Genomic DNA, 18,537 nt, shown 5'->3' on the forward strand with positions numbered 1-18,537 from the left:
CCCTACTTGCGAAAAAATGCGGTGGTGCTAAGGTGAGCGCACAAAAAACAGATTTGTCTGCTTTTTTCTCCCTGTTGCCTCTCCTGGCGTGTAGTTATTTTTTATCAAGGAACAAGTAGTATGCGCAAAATCGCATTATTTATTGCGATGCTTTTAATGCCGTGCGTTTCGTTTGCTGGGTTAATGAGCAGCAGCAGCCCGACGACGCCTGTTAGCAAAGAATATAAGCAGCAATTGATGGGCTCCCCGGTGTATATCCAGATTTTCAAGGAAGAGCGTACGCTTGACCTCTTCGTGAAAATGGGCGAAACCTACCAACTCCTTGATAGCTACAAAATCTGTAATTACTCCGGCGGCTTAGGGCCAAAGCAGCGCCAGGGCGATTTCAAAAGCCCGGAAGGGTTTTATTCCGTACAGCGTAGCCAGCTGAAGCCGGATAGCCGCTTCTATAAAGCAATTAACATCGGCTTCCCGAACGCCTATGACCGTGCGCACGGCTATGAAGGGAAATATCTGATGATTCACGGTGCCTGTGTGTCGATTGGCTGCTATGCCATGACCGACTCAGGTATTGATGAGATCTTCCAGTTTGTCACCGGCGCGCTGGTGTTTGGCCAGCAGAGCGTGCAGGTCAGCATCTATCCGTTCAGAATGAACGATGCCAACATGCAGCGCCACAAATACTCTTACTACCATGACTTCTGGCAGCAGCTAAAGCCGGGCTACGACTACTTCCAGCAGACGCACAAACCGCCTGTCGTCTCGGTCATTGACGGCCGCTACGTAGTGAGCAAGCCGCTGAGCCACGAAGTGGTGCAGCCGCAGCTGGCATCAAACTACGCGCTCCCCGAGGCAAAATAAGCGCCACTCACCTGGCATAATCTTGTGCCAGGTTTCATTCCCCGTCAGCGGCTGGGTGGCAATCACGGTCACCACATCGTTGGCGGTTGTCTCCCGCTGAAAATCAATTTCCACGTCCTGATCCAGCAGCTTCGCCACGCCAAACGGCGCACGACGGGTGATCCAATACAGGTTAGTGGAGCAGAACGCCATCACATAACGCCCGTCTGATAGCAGCATGTTAAACACGCCCTTCTCGCGCAGCTCATCGGCAAGCGAAGCAATATATTTAAATACCGCCTGCATATTGCCCGGAGTACGAGGATAGCGCTGAGTCAGCTTGTGCAGCAGCCAGCAGAACGCTTTTTCGCTGTCGGTTTCGCCAACCGGACGGAAGTGCCCAGTCTCCAGCGATTTATAGCCAGAAAGCTGCCCGTTGTGCGCGTAGGTCCAGTTGCGCCCCCACAGCTCGCGGGTGAACGGGTGTGTGTTTTCCAGCGCCACCATACCGCGATTGGCCTGGCGGATATGGGCGATCACCGAACAGGATTTGATCGGATAGTCCTGCACTAGTTTAGCAATCGGTGACTGATAGCTGGGCTGCGGGTCTTTAAAGGTGCGACAGCCTTTACCTTCATAGAAGGTAATACCCCAGCCGTCTTTATGCGGCCCAGTCCCTCCACCGCGCTGAACCAGCCCGGTAAAACTGAAGCAAATATCGGTCGGCACATTGGCGCTCATCCCGAGCAGTTCGCACATAGTACACCCCCAGCGAAATCGGGGCCGATGGCCCCGTCGTACTTAGCCTTTAACCATCTCTTTTTCGATCAGCATGATCAGGATATGAATCACTTTAATGTGAATTTCCTGCACGCGATCGGCGTAGCCAAAGTGCGGAACGCGAATCTCGATATCCGCGGAACCGGCCATTTTGCCGCCGTCTTTACCGGTCAGGGTGATCACTTTCATTCCCTGCGCGCGCGCCGCTTCAATAGCTTTAATCACGTTCGCAGAGTTGCCCGAGGTAGAGATACCCAGCAGCACGTCACCCTCGCGGCCGACAGACTCGACGTAACGAGAGAAAACATATTCATAACCGAAATCGTTACTCACGCAGGAGAGATGACTGACGTCGGAGATCGCAATCGCCGGGTAGCCAGGACGGTTTTCACGATAGCGGCCGGTCAGCTCTTCAGCGAAGTGCATCGCGTCGCAGTGGGAGCCACCGTTACCGCAGGAAAGCACTTTACCACCGGCTTTAAAGCTGTCTGCCAGCAGGACTGCTGCGCGCTGAATAGCATGGATATTGGCATCATCTTTTAGAAAGTTTGCCAGCGTATCGGCCGCTTCATTCAGTTCGTTACGAATAAGATCCTGGTACATGAGGATAATCCTTCAGCATTAATAAAATTGTCGTCCGTAGTGTACCGGATAGCGCCAGTACAGAGAAGCAAGGGCCCATTTATTCACCGAATGTTTGAATTTTTGGTGCGCTAAAAAGCATCAACAATGTGAACTGAGTTGTAATTATCTTGTAAACATATTGCTAATTAAAATCACATCAACTACAACCATATCATCACAAGTGGTCAGACCTCATACAAGACAGGGGCATTTCTCTATGATGATTTTGAGTATTGTTTTAACCATTGCTTTACTCGGTGCACTCTTCTATCACCGTGTCAGTTTAACGCTCGGTAGCCTGATTTTACTGGCCTGGACTGCTGCACTGGGTGCGTCAGGTCTGTGGAATTTATGGCTGCTGGTGCCGCTGGCCATTATCCTCGTGCCGTTCAACTTTACGCCAATGCGTAAAGCGCTGATCTCCGCGCCGGTCTTCCGCATGTTCAGCAAGGTGATGCCGCCTATGTCGCGCACCGAAAAAGAAGCGATCGACGCAGGTACAACCTGGTGGGAAGGCGATCTGTTCCGCGGCAACCCGGACTGGAAAAAACTGCACAACTATCCGCGTCCGCAGCTGACCGCCGAAGAACAAGCCTTTATCGACGGCCCGGTGGAAGAAGCCTGTCGGATGGCGAACGATTTCCAGATCACCCATGAAATGGCGGATCTGCCGCCGGAGTTGTGGGCGTATCTGAAAGAGCATCGTTTCTTCGCGATGATCATTAAGAAAGAGTACGGCGGACTGGAGTTCTCAGCCTATGCTCAGGCGCGCGTTCTGCAGAAGCTGTCCGGCGTTTCCGGCATTCTGGCCATCACCGTGGGCGTACCTAACTCCTTAGGCCCGGGCGAACTGCTGCAGCACTACGGCACCGAAGACCAGAAAAATCACTATCTGCCGCGTCTGGCGCGTGGTCTGGAAATCCCTTGCTTCGCGCTGACCAGCCCGGAGGCTGGCTCTGACGCAGGCGCGATTCCAGACACCGGCGTGGTCTGCATGGGCGACTGGCAGGGCGAGCAGGTACTGGGCATGCGCCTGACCTGGAACAAACGCTACATTACGCTCGCGCCTATTGCCACCGTGCTGGGCCTGGCCTTTAAGCTGTCTGACCCGGATAAACTGCTGGGCGGCGCGGAAGATTTAGGTATTACCTGTGCGCTGATCCCAACCAACACCCCGGGCGTTGAAATTGGCCGTCGCCACTTCCCACTGAACGTGCCGTTCCAGAACGGTCCAACACGCGGTCAGGATATTTTCGTGCCGATCGACTACATCATCGGCGGGCCCAAAATGGCCGGTCAGGGCTGGCGTATGCTGGTTGAATGTCTCTCCGTTGGCCGCGGTATCACCCTGCCATCGAACTCCACCGGCGGCGTGAAGTCCGTCGCGTTGGCCACCGGAGCCTACGCGCACATTCGCCGTCAGTTCAAAGTGTCCATCGGTAAAATGGAAGGGATTGAAGAGCCGCTGGCGCGTATCGCGGGCAACGCCTACGTGATGGACGCCGCTGCGACCCTGATTACCTACGGCATTATGCTCGGTGAAAAACCGGCGGTGCTGTCGGCTATCGTTAAATACCACTGTACTCACCGCGGCCAGCAGTCGATCGTTGACGCGATGGATATCGCCGGCGGTAAAGGTATCATGCTGGGCGAAGGCAACTTCTTGGCGCGTGCTTACCAAGGCGCACCCATTGCTATCACCGTGGAAGGGGCAAATATACTGACCCGCAGCATGATGATCTTCGGCCAGGGCGCTATTCGCTGCCATCCGTACGTACTGGAAGAGATGGCTGCGGCACAGAATAAAGACGTCAACGCGTTCGACAAACTGCTGTTCAAACACATCGGCCACGTCGGCAGCAACAAGGTCCGCAGCTTCTGGCTGGGTATCACTCGCGGCTTAACCAGCGCGACGCCAACCCGCGATGCGACTAAGCGTTACTATCAGCACCTGAACCGTCTGAGCGCCAACCTTGCGCTGCTGTCCGATGTTTCGATGGCGGTACTGGGCGGGAGCCTGAAACGTCGTGAGCGTATCTCCGCACGTCTGGGGGATGTTTTAAGCCAGCTGTATCTGGCCTCGGCGGTGCTGAAGCGCTATGACGATGAAGGCCGTAATGAAGCCGATTTACCGCTGGTTCATTGGGGCGTTCAGGATGCCTTGCATCAAGCCGAGCAGGCGATTGACGATCTGCTGAAAAACTTCCCTAACCGTTTTGTTGCAGGCGCTTTGCGCGTGGCGATCTTCCCGACCGGCCGTCATTACGATGCACCGTCCGATAAGCTCGACCATAGCGTGGCGAAGATCCTGCAAACGCCGAGTGCCACCCGTTCCCGTATCGGCCGCGGTCAGTACCTGACGCCGAGCGAGCATAACCCGGTTGGCCTGCTGGAAGAGGCGTTAGTTGATGTGATGGCGGCGGATCCAATCCACCAGCGGATCTGCAAAGAAATTGGCAAAAATCTGCCGTTTACCCGCCTGGATGAACTGGCGCGTAACGCACTGGCGAAGGGGCTTATCGATCAGACCGAAGCCGCCATTCTGACGAAAGCTGAAGCGAGCCGTCTGCGCAGCATTAACGTGGATGACTTTGCACCGGAAGAATTGGCGACCAAGCCGGTAAAGCTGCCGGACAACGTGCGCAAGGTTGAAGCCGCGTAGCATCAATCCTCCCTGAGGGCATTTGCAGTAACAACGAAAACGGAGCCCATCGGCTCCGTTTTTTATTGGCTTTGCGCCGTTTTCTATTCAGCGTTTGCTACTTGTAATTAAACGCATCGGGGTGGTTTTCCAGGCTCCCGCTTAGCGCAGCAAATAGCACCGTTTTACCATCAATTGACAACGCGTCGCTCACGTTCAGCCAGGTAAGCTTCTCCTGGGTGGTTTTTTCATTCACCGTAGAGAAGACGCCTGACATTTGCTGCGATTTTTCTGACCACAGTACCGCCACGCGCTCCGAGCCGCAGTCATGCGGTTTACAGGCGCTCAGCACTTGCCAGGACTCGTTGCCCAACGTCACCGTTTTAGCTGGCGAAAATGTCCCGCCGTTGCTGACCCACGCGGGCAGCTTATGCCCTTTGACCATTTGATTAAACGCGGCTTTGCTGGTTTCGCCTTTCGCCAGGCTGCTGATAGTCACATCGCCCTGCGCCATCGCGCTGGATGCGCCAACCAATAGCGCTATCGTGGTAATGACTTTTAACATTATTCCTCCCGAGCCTATCCTGCTCTTAGTTTTCATCTTGTTAAGCGTGAGCGGCTACGCGTAAAAAGCAAATCAGTCATTTCTGATATGCGATTTATTAGCAAAATATTCCGTAGCGCGGCAACGACCTGATAAGGTGTTAAAGTTAAAAAAGAGCCCATACGACAGGAGCCAATCGCCGTGCCAGGTTTAAAGATAACCCTTTTGCAACAACCGCTAGTATGGATGGACGGCCCGGCGAACCTGCGCCATTTTGGCCGGCTGATGGAAGAGATTGTCGGGCGAGACGTGATTGTACTACCAGAGATGTTCACTACCGGTTTCGCAATGGAAGCCGCGAAGCAGTCAATGGTGGAAACCGACGTTATTGCCTGGATGCGACAGCAGGCGCAGCGTACCAACGCCCTCATTGCCGGTAGCGCTGCATTGCAAACATCTCGCGGCGCGGTTAACCGTTTTCTGCTCGTTGAGCCGGAAGGCCGGGTGCACGCCTACGACAAGCGACATCTGTTCCGCATGGCCGAGGAACATCACCACTATCTTGCCGGCGACCAGCGCATCGTGCTGACATGGCGCGGCTGGCGCATTTTGCCGCTCGTCTGCTATGACCTGCGCTTCCCGGTATGGTCGCGAAACCGCAACGACTACGATCTGGCGCTGTACGTCGCCAACTGGCCTGCCCCGCGCTCACACCACTGGCAATCGCTGCTGATGGCCCGAGCGATCGAGAATCAGGCCTACGTCGCGGGCTGTAACCGCGTGGGTACCGATGGCAACAGCCATCACTACCGCGGCGACAGCCGAATCATCACCCCACAGGGCGAAATCCTCGCGGCTGCCGAAGCGCATCAGGCCACCCGTATTGACGGCGAGCTCTCGATGACGCTGCTGCAGGAGTACCGCGAGAAATTTCCTGCCTGGCAGGATGCCGATCCGTTTGCGCTAGGCTGAAAGTCACAACGCGCCTCTCCGCACGGAGGGGCGAATGGTAAGATACGTCTATTTCGACGTCAGAAACGACGAAAGCCCGAATCATTGCTGATTCGGGCTTTCTGAATAGTGGCGGAACGGACGGGACTCGAACCCGCGACCCCCTGCGTGACAGGCAGGTATTCTAACCGACTGAACTACCGCTCCGCTGTGTTCCCTTGGGAACGAGGCGAATATTACGGATTCCCTGGGAAACCGTCAACGCTTTTTCTCTACTTTTGAATCGTTTGCTGCAAAAATCGCCCAACCGGCTATTTTCACAGCAAAAATGGCCTGTTTATGACCGCCAGAGGCAGCTTCCGCCTTTTTTCTGCACCAGGTCGAGGCGCGATTCGTGATTCACCAGCTCTTCGTCCGTGGCATAAACCACACGCAGCTTGCTTGCGGCACGCACAATGCGCTGGATGCCGGTATCACCCGCCTGCTGCTGCCCCTCACCTTCCATCGCAAATTTAATGGAGGTTTGTCCGCCGGTCATCGTCAGATAAACATCGGCCAGAATCTGGGCATCGAGTAATGCGCCGTGCAGCGTACGCTTAGTATTATCTATTTCATAGCGCGAGCATAACGCATCAAGGCTGTTACGCTTACCGGGGAACATTTTCCTCGCCAGCGCCAGGCTATCGGTCACCTTACAGAAAGTATCGGTCTTTGGAATACCACGATTAAGCTTACTAAACTCGTAGTCCATAAAGCCGATATCGAACGATGCGTTATGAATGACCAGCTCCGCGCCGCGGATGTAGTCAAGAAACTCATCGGCCACGTCGGCAAAAGTGGGTTTATCCAGCAAGAACTCGTCGGCAATACCGTGAACGCCAAAGGCTTCAGGATCCACCAGCCGGTCCGGCTTGAGGTAAACGTGGAAGTTGTTGCCGGTCAAACGACGGTTGATCACTTCGACGGCACCGATCTCGATGATCTTGTGGCCTTCATAGTGGGCGCCGATCTGGTTCATACCGGTGGTTTCGGTATCCAGAACGATCTGTCGCGTAATTGCAGTGCTCATATCAGTCATTTATGTCAGACTTGCCGTTTTACTTTCGATTGCAGATACAGGAAGTCTACCAGAGATGCTTAAACAGGTAGAAATTTTCACCGATGGCTCTTGCCTTGGTAACCCAGGCCCCGGCGGCTATGGCGCTATTTTACGCTATCGCCAGCGGGAAAAAACCTTTAATGAAGGCTATCGCCTGACCACCAACAACCGCATGGAGCTGATGGCGGCGATTGTCGCGCTCGAAGCGCTGAAAGAGCCGTGCACCGTGGTGCTAAGCACCGATAGCCAGTATGTTCGTCAGGGGATCACCCAATGGATTCATAACTGGAAAAAGCGAGGCTGGAAGACGGCGGATAAAAAGCCGGTGAAGAACGTCGATCTCTGGCAACGACTTGATGCGGCGCTTGGTCAGCATGAAATTCGCTGGGAGTGGGTTAAAGGCCACGCCGGGCACCCCGAGAACGAACGCTGCGATGAGCTGGCGCGTGCCGCAGCCTCCGCGCCAACGCAAGACGATACGGGCTACCAGCCGGAAGCTTAAGCGTCCGGCGGTTTGCGATACTGCCGCGTTGCGCCGACCGCCTGCGTGATGCGGCTTTTCGCTTTATTTTGCCGCATCGGGTTTAGCGTCAGCGGGATCGTGCGCTTACGCGCGACGATAACCTGCAGGCAGCCCAGCGCAGGTAGATGGGTGCTTAACATCACGCCCCCCTGCTTCGCCCACGGCAGCACCTGGAAACAGCCCTGGTGCAGCACTTCAAAATTCAGCAGCGACAGCCAGTCAAGCTGACGCGTCAGCGTAAACATCCTGCTGTTGTACGGCACAGATTTGCGCAGCACCGGAAACAGCTTGCGCAGCCCCATCAGACTAACCGGGTTGAAGCTGCTGATGATCAGCCAGCCATCGTCAATTAACACTCGGTCAGCCTCGCGCAGCATTCGGTGAGGATCGCTGCACCAGGGCAACGTATGGGCAAGCAGACAGGCATCGACCGATTTCTCGGCAAACGGCAAATGCAGCGGATCGGCCATCACCTGCATTGGGCTGCCCTCTAGCGAGATATTCACCTGATGGGAGATAGCACACGCTTCGGTGTTGATCTCCGCGCTCAGATTGCCCACCTTAAGCAGGTGAAAGCCGTAGAGCTTACCCAGCCAGGGTTTCAGTTGACGATCGATGGCCTCACGATAATATTCACCCCAGGGCATTTGTGCCCACGAGACAGGCGCTGAGACTGTTTGAGGTATCCTTGCCGGTTTCATCACAACCTTCCCTACGCGTAAGAGGTAACGAATGAATCTTAACAGTATTTCAGCGTTTCAGGACAACTACATCTGGGTTCTTAACGATCAAACAGGTCGCTGCCTGATCGTCGATCCTGGCGAAGCCGCCCCCGTACTGGACGCTATCGATCGTCACGGCTGGCAGCCGGAAGCCATCCTGTTAACCCATCATCATCACGATCACGTCGGCGGCGTGGCGGATCTGCATAGGCGTTTTCCGAATTTGATCGTTTATGGCCCAGAAGAGACACGTAACAAAGGCACAACAAAAATAGTTGCCGACGGCGATCGCATCCGCGTACTTGACCAGGAATTTCACGTTTTTGCTACTCCGGGACACACTTCAGGACATGTCTGTTTCTACAGCGCCCCCTGGCTTTTTTGTGGCGATACCCTATTTTCCGGGGGCTGCGGGCGATTATTTGAAGGTACGCCAGCCCAGATGTACCGCTCGTTGCAGCACATTAACAGCCTGCCGGAAGAGACGCTAATTTGTTGCGCACATGAGTACACGCTCTCCAACATGACGTTTGCCCTGAGCGTTTTACCGCATGATTTGTTCATTAACGAATACTATCGAGAAGTTAAGGAGTTACGTGCAAAAAAACAAATAACACTCCCCACAACTCTGAAAAAAGAGCGACAGATTAATCTCTTTTTAAGAACGGATGATATTGATTTAATTAATGAAATAGGCAAAGAAACAAAATTGCTACAATCTGAAGAGCGTTTTGCATGGTTACGGGCAAAGAAAGATAACTTCTGATACTTCCGGGTTGCGTTTTCGAAAGTTCGTCGTTATTATCGGTCGTCTTTTAAGCAACTATTGACACACACATGAAGGCAAAAGCGATATTACTCGCCTCTGTCCTGCTCGTGGGGTGCCAGGCGTCACAGCAGGGCAACGTCCAACAGCACGCACAGAGCCTTTCTGCGGCTAGTCAAGGGGAAGCAAGTAAGTTCGCTAGTCAGGCACGTTGGATGGACGATGGGACATTCGACATGCAGAATCAGGACTTGTGGGCTTACATTGGCGACGAGCTAAAGATGGGAATTCCGGATAATACCCGGGTTCGCGAACAGAAACAGAAGTACTTACGAAATAAGAGCTATCTCCACGATGTAACTTTACGGGCAGAGCCGTATATGTACTGGATAGCCGGGCAAGTTAAGAAACGTAACATGCCGATGGAACTGGTATTACTACCCATAGTGGAGAGCGCTTTTGACCCGCACGCAACGTCTGGTGCCAATGCCGCAGGTATTTGGCAGATCATTCCGAGCACAGGGCGAAATTACGGTCTGAAACAGACCCGCAGTTATGACGCGCGTCGTGACGTCGTTGCTTCCACAACGGCAGCACTGGATATGATGCAGCGTCTGAACAAAATGTTCGACGGCGACTGGTTATTAACCGTGGCGGCGTATAACAGCGGTGAAGGCCGTGTGATGAAAGCAATGAAAGCGAACAAGGCCCGTGGTAAGCCTACGGACTTCTGGTCTCTCCCATTGCCTCAGGAAACTAAGGTCTACGTACCGAAGATGCTGGCTTTGAGCGACATTCTCAAAAACAGCAAACGCTATGGCGTTCGTCTGCCTACGACTGACGAAAGCCGAGCACTGGCGCGTGTTCGCCTCGATAGCCCCGTTGAGATCTCTCAGCTCGCTGACATGGCAGGTATGCCGGTCAATAAGCTTAAGACCTTCAATGCTGGCGTGAAAGGCTCAACGCTTGGTGCAAGCGGTCCTAAGTACGTGATGGTGCCACAGAAGCATGCAGACCAGCTGCGTGAATCCCTGGCCTCCGGTGAAATTGCCGACCTCCAGCCAACGCTGGTCGCCGATAATACGCCGATGTCCAGCCGTAGCTATAAGGTTCGCTCAGGTGACACGCTGTCGGGCATTGCATCGCGCTTAGGCGTAACGGCAAAAGATCTGCAGCAGTGGAACAACCTGCGTGGCAGCAGCCTGAAAGTAGGGCAAAGCTTAACGGTGGGTGCAGGCAGCAGCGCTGCGCGTCTTGCCGATAACAGCAGCATTACGTATCGCGTACGTAAAGGCGACTCGCTGTCGAGCATTGCAAAGCGTCACGGCGTCAACATCAAAGATGTGATGCGCTGGAATAACGACGCAGGCAATTTGCAGCCGGGCGATCAGCTTACGCTGTATGTAAAAAACAGCGACCGTCCTGACTCCTGACAGGCAAACAATAAAAAAGGCACCGTCTTCCCCGGTGCCTTTTTTTATGTCTCTTGCCCTATCTGCTCGGGCTAAATTCTACAATCAACGGATTATGGTCCGATGCGCGGGTCACCAGCACAGAAGCCTCTGTCACATTCAACCCTCGGTAAAAGACAAAATCGAGCGGGCGTCCAAACGCGCGACGGCGCTGATCATCATCGAAATACACCGGGCGTAGCGACATATCACGTGCAAATCGATACAGCGCATTCATGCGTGGGCGGCTCCAGGCGTTAAAATCACCGGCCATAATCACCGGGCCGTTATGCAACGCAATTTGCTCGCCAATGGGCATCAGCTGCTTGCTGTAAACATCGACGCCAAGGCTAAAGTTCACGGCATGGATGTTCACGACCATCAGCAGGCGTGAGTCGGGAAGTGGGTAAACGGTTACTAACGCTGATTTCGCCAGCCGCAGAATAGGCTCACGTTCGCGCAGCGGGCAGCAGTAAACGGGCTGAGCGGCAGACAGCGTCATGACGCCAGAAGGATGATGAGGCAGTGCGAACGCCGGGACCTGATCGGCCGCCAGATAGTTAGTGGTTGCAAACTTCACTAGCTCAGGCGTTGTTTGCGCCTCCTGAAGTAACACCAGATGCGCATCTTTGCCGTACTTATTCAGCACCGACAGCCATTCTGCACGCTGCTGTTTAAAGATATTCCACACCAGGATGCGAATATTCTCTTCAGTGCTTAACGGCTTACCCACCGATAACGCCTCGCTCAGCCCGGAATACGCCCCCGGCGGCGGTAGGATCCGCTCCGCGGGTTGTCCGGCGATGTAGCGCATGGCGTAGGTATTTTTTCGCACTTTCTTTTATAACCTCAATAACCAAAGAACCCACCTGATTCCAGGAGGGTCCCTCAGTTATAGGGGCTTTTGCCCGCGGTTTCAACGCTATTTGTGATAAAGCCAGGTGAACTTATGTAAGCCTGCGCTTACTGAGATAATCCTAGCCTAGCGCCACGCGGACGGGTTTATCCAGACGGCCGCTCAGGGCGGTCAGCAGCAGCGCCACCACCACAATCAATGCGCCAATCCACGGAGTCTGTGCGAGGCCATAATGTTCAACGGTTTGCCCGCCGACGACAGACCCCAGCGCAATACCGACGTTGAAGGCGGCAATATTCAGACCAGAAGCAACGTCAACGGCAGCAGGCGTGTACTCTTCCGCTTTTTGCACGACGTAGACCTGCAGTCCAGGCACGTTGCCAAAGGCAAAGACGCCCATCACCAGCACCGTTGCCAGTGCTGCATACTGAATAGAGGCGGTGAACTGGAATACAATCAGCAGTGCGGCCAATGCAGCAAAGATAAATTTCAGCGCCGGCACCGCACCGTGTTTATCGGCCAGTTTTCCCCCCCAGATGTTGCCCACGGCAACCGCGACACCGTAGCCTAGCAGGATCCAGCTCACCGCGTTTGGCGTAAAGCCTGCGAGGTTTTGCATCATCGGTGCCAGGAAGGTAAAGGCGGTAAAGACGCCACCGTAGCCCAGTGCGGTGATCGCATAGATCATCAGCAAACGCGGGTGAGTCAGCACTTTCATCTGGTCGGCTAAGCTGGCAGGCGCGCGGCTTGGGATATTCCGCGGAACCAGCACGGCGCTAGCGATCAGTGCAATCACGCCCAGCATAGAAACGGCAAGGAAGGTCTCGCGCCAGCCAAAATGCTGGCCAATAAAGGTGCCCAGCGGAACGCCTGTCACCAATGCAACGGTCAACCCGCCGAACATTATTGCAATTGCCGAGGCCGCTTTCTCTTTCGGTACCAGACTGGTAGCTATCGTTGAGCCGATGGAGAAGAACACACCATGAGCAAGCCCGGTCAGCAGGCGTGCAACCACCAGTGTGGCGTATCCCGGCGCCTGCCAGGCCAGCAGGTTACCAACGGTAAACAGTACCATTAACGCCAGCAGCAGCTGTTTGCGCGGCAGTTTGCCGGTCAAAGCGGTGAGCACCGGCGCCCCGATAGCAACACCCAGCGCATAAATTGAAACCAGCATCCCGGCGGAAGGCAACGAGATAGCCAGCTGTTCGGCGATCGTCGGGACCAGGCCGACAATCACAAATTCGGTTGTGCCAATTGCAAAGGCACTGATCGTTAAGGCAAGTAGCGCCAGCGGCATAATTAACTCCACATCATCAGTATTAAGATGACACGTAGTATGCCGTGGTGTTTAAATAACAAAAATATTCAAAATCTCAATAGAATTTTGCTTCAGGTGCAACAATGAGAGCCACATCAGAAGAGATCGCCATTTTTGTCGCCGTCGTGGAAAGCGGTAGCTTCAGCCGGGCAGCCGAGCAATTGGGCCAGGCTAACTCGGCGGTAAGCCGCGCGGTTAAAAAGCTGGAATCCAAGCTTGGCGTAAGCCTGCTCAACCGTACGACGCGCCAGCTTAGCCTGACCGAAGAGGGAGAGCGCTATTTCCGCCGTATGCAGGTGGTACTACAGGAAATGGCCGCCGCCGAGACGGAGCTGCTGGATACGCGTAATACGCCACGCGGGCTGCTGCGCGTCGACGCCGCCACGCCGGTGATGCTACATTTGCTGATGCCGCTGGTTCAGCCCTTCCGTGAACGGTACCCGGAGGTGACGCTGTCGCTGGTCTCTTCAGAGACATTTATCAATCTGATTGAGCGCAAGGTCGATGTTGCCATTCGCGCTGGCACATTGAGTGACTCCAGTCTGCGCGCGCGTCCGCTGTTTAGCAGCTATCGAAAAATCGTCGCCTCGCCGGAGTACATTGCCCGTCATGGCAAGCCTGAGAGCGTCATCGATCTGAAGGAACACCTGTGTCTGGGATTCACCGAGCCCTCTTCTCTTAACACGTGGCCGGTCTACTGCTGTGACGGTCAGTTTATGGAGATTAGCTGCGGCATTTCATCCAATAGCGGTGAAACCATCAAGCAGCTGTGCCTGCACGGTAACGGTATTGCCTGCCTGTCGGACTTTATGGTGGATAAGGAGATTGCCAGCGGGGAGTTTGTTGAGCTGCTGGCCGATAAGCGTCTACCCGTTGAGATGCCCTTTAGCGCGGTCTACTACAGTGACCGGGCGGTGAGCACACGAATTCGGGCATTTATTGATTTTCTTAGCGAATATGTCAAAAAATAGCCCAGACGCGTAGTTCGTCCGGGCTTATCGAGGGTCGTTTGAGGGTTAAGGCAGAAGCAGGATCAATCCCACTGTGGTGCCAGGCCTTCTGGGCTGACCAGACGGTCATTGCACTCCAGTGCGGCAATCGCCAGTTTATCTTCAGCATCGAGCGTTAAGGTCAGCGCCAACAGGTTGCTGGCCAGGTTTTCGCGCTTGGTTGATGATGGAATCACCGCGTACCCTTCTCCAATAGCCCAGGAGAGGATCACCTGCGCTGGCGTGGCGTGATGTTTCGCAGCAATCGCGGCAATCGTTTCATCTTTCAGCGCCTTACCATAAGCCAGCGTCATGTAGGACGTAATGTGGATACCGTGCTCAGCGGCCCAGTCCACCACTTTACGATTCTGTAGGAAAGGTGACAGCTCAATCTGGTTCGTCGCAATGTTGTCTGCGCCTACGGCGGCAATTGCGCGTTCCATCAGCGGAATGGTGAAGTTAGAGATACCAATCTGGCGAGTCAGACCCAGCGTCCTGGCTTCCAGCAGCGCAGCCATAAACTCTTCAACCGCAACCGTGTCATTCGGCGACGGCCAGTGGATCAGCGTCAAATCGACATAGTCAGTTCGTAGTTTTTGCAGGCTCTCTTGCAGGCTGGTAATCAGCTTGTCTTTACCGAGGTTCTCGGTCCAGATTTTAGTGGTAATAAACAGCTCGCTGCGCGCTACGCCGCTTTCAGCAATCGCCTGACCAATAGCCGCTTCATTATCATAAATTTGTGCGGTATCGATCGCGCGATAGCCCAGCTCCAGCGCCGTTTTTACGGATGCGATAACAACGTCATCTTTCAGGCGGAAAGTGCCGAGGCCCAATGCAGGGATTGTCATGATCTTCCTCTTTATTTATCAGTATGGGTTAGTTGAAACCAGTATGACGAACGAGAGGATTGAGAAAAAGGGCGAGAAATGCAGAGGATTTTTGCTAAAACAGCAATAATTGAATGCAAGACAAAGAAAAAAGCCCAGAGCAAATGCTCAGGGCTCTTAATAAGTGGCGGAACGGACGGGACTCGAACCCGCGACCCCCTGCGTGACAGGCAGGTATTCTAACCGACTGAACTACCGCTCCACCGAATTTCTTTGTCACTACCCGGATTATTCATCCCGGTTTACTGCAATTTGATGCCTGGCAGTTCCCTACTCTCGCATGGGGAGACCCCACACTACCATCGGCGCTACGGCGTTTCACTTCTGAGTTCGGCATGGGGTCAGGTGGGACCACCGCGCTACGGCCGCCAGGCAAATTCTGTTATTAACCCGCTTTTCGCCGGTTAATCTAATCTGTAATCAATGCTGAAAATCGTCTCAATTTCGCCAAAACATCTTCGGCGTTGTAAGGTTAAGCCTCACGGTTCATTAGTACTGGTTAGCTCAATGTATCGCTACACTTACACACCCAGCCTATCAACGTCATCGTCTTTAACGTTCCTTCAGGACCCTTAAAGGGTCAGGGAGAACTCATCTCGGGGCAAGTTTCGTGCTTAGATGCTTTCAGCACTTATCTCTTCCGCATTTAGCTACCGGGCAATGCCATTGGCATGACAACCCGAACACCAGTGATGCGTCCACTCCGGTCCTCTCGTACTAGGAGCAGCCCCCCTCAATTCTCCAGCGCCCACGGCAGATAGGGACCGAACTGTCTCACGACGTTCTAAACCCAGCTCGCGTACCACTTTAAATGGCGAACAGCCATACCCTTGGGACCTACTTCAGCCCCAGGATGTGATGAGCCGACATCGAGGTGCCAAACACCGCCGTCGATATGAACTCTTGGGCGGTATCAGCCTGTTATCCCCGGAGTACCTTTTATCCGTTGAGCGATGGCCCTTCCATTCAGAACCACCGGATCACTAAGACCTGCTTTCGCACCTGCTCGAGCCGTCACTCTCGCAGTCAAGCTAGCTTATGCCTTTGCACTAACCTCCTGATGTCCGACCAGGATTAGCTAACCTTCGTGCTCCTCCGTTACTCTTTAGGAGGAGACCGCCCCAGTCAAACTACCCACCAGACACTGTCCGCAACCCGGATTACGGGTCTACGTTAGAACACCAGCCATTAAAGGGTGGTATTTCAAGGTTGGCTCCACACGAACTGGCGTCCGCGCTTCAAAGCCTCCCACCTATCCTACACATCAAGGACCAGTGTTCAGTGTCAAGCTATAGTAAAGGTTCACGGGGTCTTTCCGTCTTGCCGCGGGTACACTGCATCTTCACAGCGAGTTCAATTTCACTGAGTCTCGGGTGGAGACAGCCTGGCCATCATTACGCCATTCGTGCAGGTCGGAACTTACCCGACAAGGAATTTCGCTACCTTAGGACCGTTATAGTTACGGCCGCCGTTTACCGGGGCTTCGATCAAGAGCTTCGCGTTGCCGCTAACCCCATCAATTAACCTTCCGGCACCGGGCAGGCGTCACACCGTATACGTCCACTTTCGTGTTTGCACAGTGCTGTGTTTTTAATAAACAGTTGCAGCCAGCTGGTATCTTCGACTGATTTCAGCTCCATGGGTAAACCACTTCACCTACATATCAGCGTGCCTTCTCCCGAAGTTACGGCACCATTTTGCCTAGTTCCTTCACCCGAGTTCTCTCAAGCGCCTTGGTATTCTCTACCTGACCACCTGTGTCGGTTTGGGGTACGATTTGATGTTACCTGATGCTTAGAGGCTTTTCCTGGAAGCAGGGCATTTGTTACTTCAGTACCGTAGTACCTCGTCATCACACCTCAGCGTTAAAAGAAGTCCGGATTTACCTAAACTTCCCGCCTACATGCTTAAACCGGGACAACCGTCGCCCGGCTAACATAGCCTTCTCCGTCCCCCCTTCGCAGTAACACCAAGTACAGGAATATTAACCTGTTTCCCATCGACTACGCCTTTCGGCCTCGCCTTAGGGGTCGACTCACCCTGCCCCGATTAACGTTGGACAGGAACCCTTGGTCTTCCGGCGTGCGGGTTTTTCACCCGCATTATCGTTACTTATGTCAGCATTCGCACTTCTGATACCTCCAGCACCCCTCACAGGACACCTTCAACGGCTTACAGAACGCTCCCCTACCCAACAACACATAGTGTCGCTGCCGCAGCTTCGGTGCACAGTTTAGCCCCGTTACATCTTCCGCGCAGGCCGACTCGACCAGTGAGCTATTACGCTTTCTTTAAATGATGGCTGCTTCTAAGCCAACATCCTGGCTGTCTGAGCCTTCCCACATCGTTTCCCACTTAACTGTGACTTTGGGACCTTAGCTGGCGGTCTGGGTTGTTTCCCTCTTCACGACGGACGTTAGCACCCGCCGTGTGTCTCCCGTGATAACATTCTTCGGTATTCGCAGTTTGCATCGGGTTGGTAAGTCGGGATGACCCCCTAGCCGAAACAGTGCTCTACCCCCGAAGATGAGTTCACGAGGCGCTACCTAAATAGCTTTCGGGGAGAACCAGCTATCTCCCGGTTTGATTGGCCTTTCACCCCCAGCCACAAGTCATCCGCTAATTTTTCAACATTAGTCGGTTCGGTCCTCCAGTTAGTGTTACCCAACCTTCAACCTGCCCATGGCTAGATCACCGGGTTTCGGGTCTATACCCTGCAACTTAACGCCCAGTTAAGACTCGGTTTCCCTTCGGCTCCCCTATTCGGTTAACCTTGCTACAGAATATAAGTCGCTGACCCATTATACAAAAGGTACGCAGTCACCCCATAAAGAGGCTCCCACTGCTTGTACGTACACGGTTTCAGGTTCTTTTTCACTCCCCTCGCCGGGGTTCTTTTCGCCTTTCCCTCACGGTACTGGTTCACTATCGGTCAGTCAGGAGTATTTAGCCTTGGAGGATGGTCCCCCCATATTCAGACAGGATACCACGTGTCCCGCCCTACTCTTCGAGTTCACAACCTGTGCATTTTGGTGTACGGGACTATCACCCTGTACCGTCGGACTTTCCAGACCGTTCCACTAACACACAAGCTGATTCAGACTCTGGGCTGTTCCCCGTTCGCTCGCCGCTACTGGGGGAATCTCGGTTGATTTCTTTTCCTCGGGGTACTTAGATGTTTCAGTTCCCCCGGTTCGCTTCATTACGCTATGTATTCACGTAATGATAGTGTGACGAATCACACTGGGTTTCCCCATTCGGAAATCGCCGGTTATAACGGTTCATATCACCTTACCGACGCTTATCGCAGATTAGCACGTCCTTCATCGCCTCTGACTGCCAGGGCATCCACCGTGTACGCTTAGTCGCTTAACCTCACAACCCGAAGATGTTTCGTAAAACACCACCGTGTTGCGAAAATTTGAGAGACTCGAACACACCGCTTATCTGTTCTTATTACGGAGAACAGACACAGTGTGTCGTTTCAATTTTCAGCTTGATCCAGATTTTTAAAGAGCAAAACTTCGCAGTGAACCTTTTCAGGTA

Annotated in this window: 15 protein-coding genes, 2 tRNA genes and 2 rRNA genes; 7 read left to right on the forward strand and 12 right to left on the reverse strand. The window is 53.8% G+C overall.

What is annotated here, in order from left to right; all coding sequences use genetic code 11:
• Window positions 1–120 precede the first annotated feature (120 nt).
• Window positions 121–861, forward strand: coding sequence for a peptidoglycan meso-diaminopimelic acid protein amidase (gene dpaA, locus H7R76_RS19035; protein ID WP_106930381.1), 741 nt, complete (start codon window positions 121–123; stop codon window positions 859–861).
• Here dpaA and H7R76_RS19040 read toward each other — a convergent pair.
• Together H7R76_RS19040 and lpcA are read right to left on the reverse strand one after the other, a co-directional pair.
• Window positions 832–1,599: a class II glutamine amidotransferase gene (locus H7R76_RS19040; protein WP_106930383.1), complete on the reverse strand. Its 768-nt coding sequence runs from the start codon at window positions 1,597–1,599 to the stop codon at window positions 832–834. The two genes, dpaA and H7R76_RS19040, sit on opposite strands and share 30 nt — an antisense overlap.
• Window positions 1,600–1,641: 42 nt before the next feature.
• Window positions 1,642–2,223 carry a D-sedoheptulose 7-phosphate isomerase gene (lpcA, locus tag H7R76_RS19045; RefSeq protein WP_182966141.1) on the reverse strand — a complete coding sequence of 194 codons (582 nt, stop codon included), beginning with the start codon at window positions 2,221–2,223 and terminating at the stop codon, window positions 1,642–1,644.
• Between the two features lie 238 nt (window positions 2,224–2,461).
• Between lpcA and fadE the strand changes: the two genes are divergently transcribed.
• Window positions 2,462–4,906 (forward strand): acyl-CoA dehydrogenase FadE, encoded by a 2,445-nt coding sequence (gene fadE, locus H7R76_RS19050; RefSeq protein ID WP_106930387.1) that lies wholly within the window; start codon window positions 2,462–2,464, stop codon window positions 4,904–4,906.
• 97 nt (window positions 4,907–5,003) lie between these two features.
• Here fadE and ivy read toward each other — a convergent pair whose 3' ends face one another.
• Window positions 5,004–5,450 (reverse strand): Ivy family C-type lysozyme inhibitor, encoded by a 447-nt coding sequence (gene ivy, locus H7R76_RS19055; protein ID WP_106930389.1) that lies wholly within the window; start codon window positions 5,448–5,450, stop codon window positions 5,004–5,006.
• A gap of 180 nt (window positions 5,451–5,630) precedes the next feature.
• Here ivy and H7R76_RS19060 point away from each other — a divergent pair, with 180 nt between their 5' ends.
• Complete coding sequence (locus H7R76_RS19060) at window positions 5,631–6,401, forward strand: amidohydrolase (RefSeq protein ID WP_106930391.1); 771 nt, start codon at window positions 5,631–5,633, stop codon at window positions 6,399–6,401.
• Between the two features lie 109 nt (window positions 6,402–6,510).
• On the opposite strand, the gene H7R76_RS19065 is transcribed toward H7R76_RS19060, so the two are convergent.
• Window positions 6,511–6,587, reverse strand: a tRNA-Asp gene (locus H7R76_RS19065).
• A gap of 130 nt (window positions 6,588–6,717) precedes the next feature.
• Window positions 6,718–7,449: a DNA polymerase III subunit epsilon gene (gene dnaQ, locus H7R76_RS19070; RefSeq protein WP_146145740.1), complete on the reverse strand. Its 732-nt coding sequence runs from the start codon at window positions 7,447–7,449 to the stop codon at window positions 6,718–6,720.
• Window positions 7,450–7,513: 64 nt separating this feature from the next.
• On the opposite strand from dnaQ, the gene rnhA reads away from it, so the two are divergent.
• Window positions 7,514–7,981 (forward strand): ribonuclease HI, encoded by a 468-nt coding sequence (gene rnhA / locus H7R76_RS19075; protein ID WP_106930397.1) that lies wholly within the window; start codon window positions 7,514–7,516, stop codon window positions 7,979–7,981.
• Here the strand turns inward: rnhA and H7R76_RS19080 are convergent.
• Window positions 7,978–8,703: a class I SAM-dependent methyltransferase gene (locus tag H7R76_RS19080; RefSeq protein WP_106930400.1), complete on the reverse strand. Its 726-nt coding sequence runs from the start codon at window positions 8,701–8,703 to the stop codon at window positions 7,978–7,980. The genes rnhA and H7R76_RS19080 overlap by 4 nt on opposite strands.
• 31 nt (window positions 8,704–8,734) lie before the next feature.
• On the opposite strand from H7R76_RS19080, the gene gloB reads away from it, so the two are divergent.
• Both gloB and mltD read left to right on the forward strand, forming a co-directional pair.
• Window positions 8,735–9,490 (forward strand): hydroxyacylglutathione hydrolase, encoded by a 756-nt coding sequence (gene gloB, locus H7R76_RS19085; RefSeq protein ID WP_182966143.1) that lies wholly within the window; start codon window positions 8,735–8,737, stop codon window positions 9,488–9,490.
• A 71-nt stretch (window positions 9,491–9,561) separates the two neighbouring features.
• Window positions 9,562–10,923 carry a murein transglycosylase D gene (gene mltD, locus H7R76_RS19090; RefSeq protein WP_106930404.1) on the forward strand — a complete coding sequence of 454 codons (1,362 nt, stop codon included), beginning with the start codon at window positions 9,562–9,564 and terminating at the stop codon, window positions 10,921–10,923.
• Window positions 10,924–10,981: 58 nt separating this feature from the next.
• Here the strand turns inward: mltD and H7R76_RS19095 are convergent, their stop codons facing one another.
• Window positions 10,982–11,776, reverse strand: a complete 795-nt coding sequence (locus H7R76_RS19095) for an endonuclease/exonuclease/phosphatase family protein (RefSeq protein WP_106930406.1) — start codon at window positions 11,774–11,776, stop codon at window positions 10,982–10,984.
• Between the two features lie 142 nt (window positions 11,777–11,918).
• The gene (locus H7R76_RS19100; protein WP_182929422.1) at window positions 11,919–13,094 is read right to left on the reverse strand and encodes an MFS transporter; all 1,176 of its coding nucleotides are present in this window, start codon (window positions 13,092–13,094) and stop codon (window positions 11,919–11,921) included.
• Window positions 13,095–13,198: 104 nt separating this feature from the next.
• On the opposite strand from H7R76_RS19100, the gene yafC reads away from it, so the two are divergent.
• A complete protein-coding gene (gene yafC / locus H7R76_RS19105) occupies window positions 13,199–14,086 on the forward strand; it encodes a DNA-binding transcriptional regulator YafC (RefSeq protein WP_106930410.1) in 888 nt (295 codons plus the stop codon).
• Window positions 14,087–14,148: 62 nt separating this feature from the next.
• Here the strand turns inward: yafC and dkgB are convergent, their stop codons facing one another.
• From dkgB to H7R76_RS19125, 4 genes are all read right to left on the reverse strand, one after another.
• Window positions 14,149–14,952, reverse strand: a complete 804-nt coding sequence (gene dkgB, locus H7R76_RS19110; RefSeq protein WP_106930412.1) for a 2,5-didehydrogluconate reductase DkgB — start codon at window positions 14,950–14,952, stop codon at window positions 14,149–14,151.
• 164 nt (window positions 14,953–15,116) lie between these two features.
• A tRNA-Asp gene (locus H7R76_RS19115) sits at window positions 15,117–15,193 on the reverse strand.
• A gap of 55 nt (window positions 15,194–15,248) precedes the next feature.
• Window positions 15,249–15,364 (reverse strand): 5S ribosomal RNA (gene rrf / locus H7R76_RS19120).
• A gap of 95 nt (window positions 15,365–15,459) precedes the next feature.
• Window positions 15,460–18,366, reverse strand: a 23S ribosomal RNA gene (locus tag H7R76_RS19125).
• Between the last annotated feature and the right edge of the window lie 171 nt (window positions 18,367–18,537).

Source organism: Klebsiella sp. WP8-S18-ESBL-06, from assembly GCF_014169755.1.
GTDB classification, from domain to species: domain Bacteria; phylum Pseudomonadota; class Gammaproteobacteria; order Enterobacterales; family Enterobacteriaceae; genus Kluyvera; species Kluyvera ascorbata_B.

What these genes read in the sequence shown, in the direction of transcription:
- dpaA (WP_106930381.1), top strand. Translation starts at nt 121, where the DNA reads ATGCGCAAAATCGCATTATTTATTGCGATGCTTTTAATGCCGTGCGTT.
- H7R76_RS19040 (WP_106930383.1), bottom strand. Translation starts at nt 1,599, where the DNA reads ATGTGCGAACTGCTCGGGATGAGCGCCAATGTGCCGACCGATATTTGC.
- lpcA (WP_182966141.1), bottom strand. Translation starts at nt 2,223, where the DNA reads ATGTACCAGGATCTTATTCGTAACGAACTGAATGAAGCGGCCGATACG.
- fadE (WP_106930387.1), top strand. Translation starts at nt 2,462, where the DNA reads ATGATGATTTTGAGTATTGTTTTAACCATTGCTTTACTCGGTGCACTC.
- ivy (WP_106930389.1), bottom strand. Translation starts at nt 5,450, where the DNA reads ATGTTAAAAGTCATTACCACGATAGCGCTATTGGTTGGCGCATCCAGC.
- dnaQ (WP_146145740.1), bottom strand. Translation starts at nt 7,449, where the DNA reads ATGAGCACTGCAATTACGCGACAGATCGTTCTGGATACCGAAACCACC.
- rnhA (WP_106930397.1), top strand. Translation starts at nt 7,514, where the DNA reads ATGCTTAAACAGGTAGAAATTTTCACCGATGGCTCTTGCCTTGGTAAC.
- H7R76_RS19080 (WP_106930400.1), bottom strand. Translation starts at nt 8,703, where the DNA reads ATGAAACCGGCAAGGATACCTCAAACAGTCTCAGCGCCTGTCTCGTGG.
- gloB (WP_182966143.1), top strand. Translation starts at nt 8,735, where the DNA reads ATGAATCTTAACAGTATTTCAGCGTTTCAGGACAACTACATCTGGGTT.
- mltD (WP_106930404.1), top strand. Translation starts at nt 9,562, where the DNA reads ATGAAGGCAAAAGCGATATTACTCGCCTCTGTCCTGCTCGTGGGGTGC.
- H7R76_RS19100 (WP_182929422.1), bottom strand. Translation starts at nt 13,094, where the DNA reads ATGCCGCTGGCGCTACTTGCCTTAACGATCAGTGCCTTTGCAATTGGC.
- yafC (WP_106930410.1), top strand. Translation starts at nt 13,199, where the DNA reads ATGAGAGCCACATCAGAAGAGATCGCCATTTTTGTCGCCGTCGTGGAA.
- dkgB (WP_106930412.1), bottom strand. Translation starts at nt 14,952, where the DNA reads ATGACAATCCCTGCATTGGGCCTCGGCACTTTCCGCCTGAAAGATGAC.